The sequence below is a fragment of the Archangium sp. genome (assembly GCF_057119385.1).
The window spans coordinates 22,193-28,488 of the sequence record NZ_DBNGVP010000107.1 but is presented as its reverse complement, the minus strand read 5'-3'; the positions used below and the strand labels follow the sequence as shown (position 1 = coordinate 28,488).

General features: G+C 70.5%; 6 protein-coding genes. 3 read left to right on the top strand and 3 right to left on the bottom strand.

What is annotated here, in order from left to right; translation table 11 throughout:
- Window positions 1–183 precede the first annotated feature (183 nt).
- On the top strand, window positions 184–555 hold the full coding sequence (locus AC16DP_RS26345) for a nuclear transport factor 2 family protein (protein WP_329727531.1): 372 nt from the start codon (window positions 184–186) through the stop codon (window positions 553–555).
- A gap of 21 nt (window positions 556–576) precedes the next feature.
- On the opposite strand, the gene AC16DP_RS26340 is transcribed toward AC16DP_RS26345, so the two are convergent.
- Window positions 577–1,512 (bottom strand): FHA domain-containing protein, encoded by a 936-nt coding sequence (locus AC16DP_RS26340; RefSeq protein WP_329727530.1) that lies wholly within the window; start codon window positions 1,510–1,512, stop codon window positions 577–579.
- 100 nt (window positions 1,513–1,612) lie between these two features.
- Here AC16DP_RS26340 and AC16DP_RS26335 point away from each other — a divergent pair, with 100 nt between their 5' ends.
- Window positions 1,613–2,812: a carbohydrate-binding family 9-like protein gene (locus AC16DP_RS26335; protein ID WP_329727529.1), complete on the top strand. Its 1,200-nt coding sequence runs from the start codon at window positions 1,613–1,615 to the stop codon at window positions 2,810–2,812.
- 3 nt (window positions 2,813–2,815) lie between these two features.
- On the opposite strand, the gene AC16DP_RS26330 is transcribed toward AC16DP_RS26335, so the two are convergent.
- Together AC16DP_RS26330 and AC16DP_RS26325 are read right to left on the bottom strand one after the other, a co-directional pair.
- Entirely contained in the window at window positions 2,816–3,070 is a 255-nt protein-coding gene (locus AC16DP_RS26330) for a hypothetical protein (RefSeq protein ID WP_329727528.1), read from the bottom strand.
- A 4-nt stretch (window positions 3,071–3,074) separates the two neighbouring features.
- Window positions 3,075–5,423 carry a DNA internalization-related competence protein ComEC/Rec2 gene (locus tag AC16DP_RS26325; RefSeq protein ID WP_329727527.1) on the bottom strand — a complete coding sequence of 783 codons (2,349 nt, stop codon included), beginning with the start codon at window positions 5,421–5,423 and terminating at the stop codon, window positions 3,075–3,077.
- 335 nt (window positions 5,424–5,758) lie between these two features.
- On the opposite strand from AC16DP_RS26325, the gene AC16DP_RS26320 reads away from it, so the two are divergent.
- Window positions 5,759–6,253, top strand: coding sequence for a CarD family transcriptional regulator (locus tag AC16DP_RS26320; RefSeq protein ID WP_013939202.1), 495 nt, complete (start codon window positions 5,759–5,761; stop codon window positions 6,251–6,253).
- Window positions 6,254–6,296 lie beyond the last annotated feature (43 nt).

The window sequence follows — 6,296 nt, the reverse complement described above, 5'->3', positions numbered from 1 at the left end:
ACGGTGTGTCATGCGGGCGGGCGTTTCTGATGCGGCCTGAGTCTTGAGCAAACCCAAGCTAAATCAGGGCGTTACGCCCGCAACCGCCCTCCTTCTCCTCTGTCCCGGTGAATAATCCGGGCTAGAGTCCCCCTCTGGTGCGCAGCGCTCGATCCGGGCGCTGTCATGGAGAGGGACGCAGACATGAGTCACAAGGAATTCATCGACGCGATGTTCGCGCGTGTGGATGCGCTCGATGCGCGCGGTTTCTCGGCGTGCTTCACCGAGGGGGGCGTCTTCCGCTTCGGAAACAACGAGCCGGTCGTCGGCCGTGGCCGCATCGAGGACTTCATCCATGGGTTCTTCGGAGCGATTGGCGGCATCAGCCACCAGTTCGAGAACTGCTGGACCGTGGAGGACCGCGCCTTCGCCAACGGGTTCGTCACCTACGTGCGCAAGGACGGCAGCAAACTCACCGTGCCGTGGGCGACCATCTCGCGCTTCGAGCAGGGCAAGCTCGCCGAGTACAACGCCTACGTCGACACGTCGGAGCTCTTCAACCCTCGGCGGGCATAGCGCCGTTCGTCGGACGGGGTGTCAGGGGGCCAGAGCGTAGGTGGCGAGCAGTCCCACCAGCGCCAGGGCCGCCCCGAGGCCGATGAGCCACGCTTCCCAGCGCACCCGCGGGCGCTCCGGCATGTCCTCGCCGGAGGGGGCCGCGGGTGTCTCGTCCGCGAGGGCTGGCTCGGCCGGAGCGGGCGTCTCGGCCGGGGTGGGGGTCGTCTCGGGCGATGGAGGCGTCTCCGTCTCGGGCGTGGCCATGGGGGCCTGGAAGCGCAGCAGCGTGCGGCCCAGCTCGATGACGTCGCCCTCGTGGAGTGGGGTGGGGGTCTTCACGAGCTTCCCGTTGAGGAAGAGGCCGTTGGGGCTGTCCAGGTCCTCCAGCAGGAAGGCGCCCTCGTGGTGGCGGATGCGGGCGTGGCGGCGGGACACGGCGATGTCCCGCAGGCGCACGGCCATGTCCTTGCCCCGGCCGAGCTCGGTGCTCGCCTCGGCGAGGGCGAAGGTGCGGCCCACGTCCGCCCCGATGAGGCATTGCAGGGAGGCGGCCCGGGAAGGCGGCGGCTCCTCCAGGTCCCCGAGGAGGTGCTTGAGCACGGCCATGGTGCCCATCTCCCGCTCGGCGTCTCCGTCCGGTGCCTTCACCTTCAGCCGCATCTCCTCGGACAGGCCCACCACCTCTCCCGGCAGCACGAGGCGGGGGACTCCGGGCGCTACCCCCACGCCCCCCACGGTGAAGGGGTGGGTGGCCTCCACCATCAGCCGGTGGCTCTCGATGCGCAGCGTCAGCAGACCCGGGGGGAGCCCCTCGAGCTGGACCTGGTCCCCGGCGGCGCCACCCAGCAGGTGGACGCCCTCGGGCAGCTCGAAGGGGGTGGAAGTGCCCATGTGCTCGAATTCGAAGTGCATGCCCCTGGCCGAGGCAAACCGGGTGCCGGGGCGGGCCAGTGGAATCGCGGGGGGTTGCCGCATCCGGGCCGTCTCGTCTCCGGCCCGTCGTCCACGCGTGCGGACGGGGCCGGGCCCCTTCTCCGAGACATCCGGGGGAGGGGACCCTAGGATTCGCGGCCCGATGCGTTCCGCCTCCCGCCTCCTGACGCTGCTGACGCTCACGCTGCTCGCCACCGCCTGCCGCGACGAGCAGGCCGGCCCGAAACCCCGCGCCAAGGCCCTGCCTCCGCCCGCCCAGGCCCGGGTGCTGGACGCCGCGCCGGCGGACCTCACGTACCGCGGCGGGGCCACGTTCGGCGGGGGCGCGGTGCGCTACCTCGGGACGCGCGTCTCCCCGCCGGTGGCGGCGCCCGGGCAGCCGGTGAAGCTCGAGCACTACTTCCAGGCCGAGCGCGAGGTGCCTCGGGGCTGGCAGTTCTTCGTGCACGTGGTGGACGCCGCCAGCGGGCAGATGATGGTCAACGCGGACCACGACTTCGCGGGAGGCGCGGCCCCGTTGGGCACGTGGCCCGTGGGCAAGGTGGTGGAGGACGTCCACACGGTGCCGATGCCTCCGGCGCCCGCGCGGGTGCTGCTCGGCTTCTGGCGGGGAGATGAGCGCCTCCCGGTGGACGACCCGAAGGCGCACGGCGGTGACAACCGGATGCTGGGCCCGCAGCTCGGCGGTGGCCCTCCGCCGCTGCCCGAGTACACCGTCCGCCGTGCGGCGAAGGCCCCGGTCATCGACGGGGAGCTCGACGACGCGGTGTGGAAGGACGCGGCCCCGGTGGTGTTGCGTGGCAGCTTCGATGGGCGTCAGCCCTCGCTACGCACCGAGGCGCGCCTGACCTACGACGACCAGAACCTCTACGTGGCCTTCGACGTGGAGGATCCGGATGTCTGGGGCACGCTGCGCGAGCGGGACGCGCCCATCTACGAGCAGGAGGTGGTGGAGATCTTCCTCGACGCGAACGCGGACGGGCGCACCTACAACGAGCTGCAGGTGTCGCCGCACAACGTGAACTTCGACGCGTACTTCCCCGCGCGCCGGCAGGGGATGGACTTGAGCTGGGACTCGGGGATGAAGACGGCGGTGAAGGTGCGCGGCACGCTGGACAATCCCGAGGACCGGGACGAGGGCTGGCGCGTGGAGATGCGGATTCCCTTCGAGCGGCTCGCCGAGGTGCCGAACCGTCCGCCGAAGAAGGGGGACCGCTGGCGCTTCAACCTGTACCGGCTGGAGCACGTGGGGCGGCAGCAGGTGGAAGGCCAGGCCTTCTCGCCCCTCTTCGTGGGGGACTTCCACGCGCTGCCGCGATTCGGTTGGCTCGTCTTCGAGTAGCCGCTACGAGTGCGGGGAGAGCTCCCAGTGGGAGTCCGCGATGGAGCGCTCGGTGGGGTCCCCGAGGAAGCGCAGGAAGCCGCGCAGCTCGAGGGTGTCGATGAGCTCCTCGGCCTCCAGCTCCGAGAAGCCCTTCGTCTCCACGAGCAGGTTGCGCATGAGCGACTTGCCTCGCAGGTAGCCCACGGGCTCGCCCGGGGCCAGCATGTGCTTCAGGTCGGCGGTGAGCTGACGCAGATCCAGGTCGTCGGAAATCATCGCCTCAAGGCTGGTGATGGGCGGCCGTGTGGGCAACCCGGGTCTGGGGAACCAGGGGCTCGGCGGGCAGGAAGGTGCTCAGCCGGACATCGTGCCCATCGCTCTCCAGCGTGATGGCCCCGTGGACGTCCGTGCGCAGACACTCGGTGCCCAGCGAGCGGTAGCGCTCCTCCACCTCGGGATGGGGGAAGCCGAAGCGGTTGCGGCGGCCCACGCAGAAGACGGCGAAGCGGGGCCGGAGCCGCGCGAGGAAGTCCTCGGTGGAGGACGTCCGGGAGCCATGGTGCGCCGCCTTCAGCACCGTCACCGGTCCGAGCTTCCCGCTGGCGAGCAGCGCGGCCTCGCCCTCTTCCTCCACGTCGCCGGGCAGCAGCACGGTGACGTCGCCATGGCGCACGAGCAGCACCACGCTCTTGTCGTTCACGCCCTCCATCAACTCGCGATCCTCGGGAGGGCCGAGCACCTCCAGGGTCGCTTCTCCCAGCTGGAAGGACGGATGGCCGAGCTGCACCTGCTCCACCTGCGCGCCGGTGGCCGCGGTGATGAGCTGTTTCGACAGGTGCCCGTCCGTGCTGCCGGCGGAGAGCCAGAGCCGCTCGGTGGGCACCTGCCCCAGCGCGGAGATGAGCCCGAGCGCATGGTCCGGGTGGGGATGGGAGAGGACGGCCAGGTCGAGCCGCTCGATGCGGGAGGCGCGCAGGAAGGGGACGACGACCCGCAGGCCCGGATCCGCGCCGCCGGGCACGCCGCCGCCGTCGATGAGCGCATGGTGCCCCTGGGAGCTGAGCACGATGCCATCGCCCTGGCCCACGGAGAGGAAGGTGATGCGCAGGCCGGGCTCGGGGACGAGCCGTGGCACCACGAAGACGAGCGCCAGCCCCACGGGGACGAGCAGTCCCCCCAGACGCGCGCGCCGCTCACCGAGGGCCCAGCACGCGAGCCCCGCGGCGTAGAGCAGGGAGGCCACGAGGCCGAAGGCGGGCAGGTCCATCGTGGCCAGCGGCACGTGCGCGAAGAAGCGCGTGAGCCACAGGAGCACCTGCGAGGCCCACGCGCCGCCCCACAGCAGCGGGGTGGCCAGCACGGGCGACACGACGTAGAGGGCCGCGCCGCCCGCCGCGAAGCCGGTGAGCAGGCCGCACAGGGGCATGCAGACGATGTTGGACACGAGCCCCGCGAGGCTCGCGCGCCCGAAGGTGCCCGCCACCAGGGGCAGGCTGGCCACCGTCACGGCGGCGCTCGCGCAGAACGTCTCCAGCACCGTCTCCCGGGTGCTCGCGAGCAGGCGCTTGAGCCGATGCGGCTCCTGGGGATCGGGCGGAGCCACGGGAACGGCCTCGCGCAGGGCGGGGGTGAGCATCAGCAGGCTGAAGACGGCGAGGAAGGACAGCTGCAGCGACAGGTCCGCGACGCTGGAGGGAGTCCAGGCGACGAGCAGCGCGGCGGCGGCGGCGAGGCTGTTGAGCCCATCGGCCCGGCGCCAGAGCGCGAGCCCCAGCAGCACCACCGTGGCCATGACGGCCGAGCGCACCGCGGGCGGCTGATTGCCGGTGAAGACGACGTAGGCCCAGACGAAGGGGACGGAGGCGGGGGCGGCCAGGCGCCGGGCCTCCACGCGCCGCAGGCCCGGCATGCGCGCTCCGGCCCGGACGAGCAGCTTTCGCAGCAGGGCGAGCGTCATGAGCGCGAGCGCCGCCACATGCAGCCCGCTCACGCTGAGGACGTGTGCCAGCCCACTGCGGGAGAAGTCCTCCTCCAGCCCGTCATCGAGCGCGGCGCGCTGTCCGGCGGCCAGGGTGAGGAAGAGGGCCGCGGCCTCGGGGGAGGGGGACACGGCGTGGACGGCCCCGGTGAGGCCCTCCTGCGTGCGCACCAGGTGCTGGCGCCAGCGCGGGGGCGGGGAGAGCACCAGCATGCCCGCGCTCGGGAAGCTGCCGGTGAAGGCGAGCCCCTGCCGCCGCCGCGTTGCGGAGAAGTCCTTTTCTCCGGGATTCGAAGCGGACTCGAGCGTCTTGAGCCGGGCCTCCACGCGGATGCGCTGTCCGGGCAGGAGCGAGGGCGGCGCTCCATGGGCATACAGGCTCGTGTGGAAGCGGGCGGGGGTGCCGGCCCCCTGTCCCACGCGGGCCACGGCCAGGAGGACGCGGGTGGAGTCCTCGAAGCGGTCCACGCGCTCCACCTCGCCCTCCAGCACCGCGGCGCCTCCCTCCCGGAGGGCGGGCGGCACATCCACCCCGGCTTCCAGGCTGGCGAGCCCCGCGCCGGTGAGCCCCAGGCTCAGGAGCACGCCCAGGTGGGCACCAGGCAGGCGAGCGAGCGCCAGGGCGGCCGCACCCACGAAAGACGCGGCCATAAGCTGAAATAATCCGTCGATGGCATCCGTTCCAAGCCCCAACCCCGCGCCGAGCATCAAGCTCACAGCAGGGAAGAACAGAGGACGCCCGGTCAGATCGCGCCACGAATAACGGCCCACGCCCCACCCCCACCACCCAGCAACCCGCTCCGTCCCGTCGTGGTGCATCGCCCTACCGGGCGACCGCACACACGCAAAGGCGCGCAGGCTAGTCAGGAATTCCCGGGCGGGTCAAGACTGCAATGTTGCTGTAAGGGGTGAATCGTGGTATTCATGAGCGGCTTTCTGGGCCGGGTGTCGAGTCGAGCCAAGCCATCCTAGAGGAGGCGGTAAGAGTGCAGACGAGCTTCAAGACCGGCGACAAGGCTGTGTACCCTGGGCAGGGTGTGGGCGAGGTGATGGGGATTGAGCACACCGAGGTCGCCGGACAGCGGCAGTCCTTCTATGTGCTGCGCATCCTGGAGAATGGGATGCGGATCATGATCCCCATCAACAAGGTCGGTTCCGTGGGCCTCCGGGAGATCATCAGCGAGGAGGACGTCAAGCAGGTCTACTCCATCCTGAAGGAGAAGGACATCTCGGTCGACTCCACGACGTGGAACCGTCGCTACCGGGAGTACATGGAGAAGATCAAGACGGGCTCCGTGTTCGAGATCGCCGAAGTGCTGCGCGACCTCTACCTGTTGAAGGGAGACAAGGATCTGTCGTTCGGTGAGCGCAAGATGCTGGATACGGCGCGCTCGCTGCTCATCAAGGAGCTGTCGCTGGCGAAGGACTGCTCCGAGGAAGAGATCGAGTCGGACCTGAAGAAGATCTTCAACCTGGCCTGATCCGCTTCACGCGGATGTAGAAAGCCCCGGTTCCCCGATGGTG

Bases quoted from the DNA above. Each gene is read 5' to 3' on its own strand.
- AC16DP_RS26345 (WP_329727531.1), top strand. From the start codon at position 184: ATGAGTCACAAGGAATTCATCGACGCGATGTTCGCGCGTGTGGATGCG.
- AC16DP_RS26340 (WP_329727530.1), bottom strand. From the start codon at position 1,512: ATGCGGCAACCCCCCGCGATTCCACTGGCCCGCCCCGGCACCCGGTTT.
- AC16DP_RS26335 (WP_329727529.1), top strand. From the start codon at position 1,613: ATGCGTTCCGCCTCCCGCCTCCTGACGCTGCTGACGCTCACGCTGCTC.
- AC16DP_RS26330 (WP_329727528.1), bottom strand. From the start codon at position 3,070: ATGATTTCCGACGACCTGGATCTGCGTCAGCTCACCGCCGACCTGAAG.
- AC16DP_RS26325 (WP_329727527.1), bottom strand. From the start codon at position 5,423: ATGGCCGCGTCTTTCGTGGGTGCGGCCGCCCTGGCGCTCGCTCGCCTG.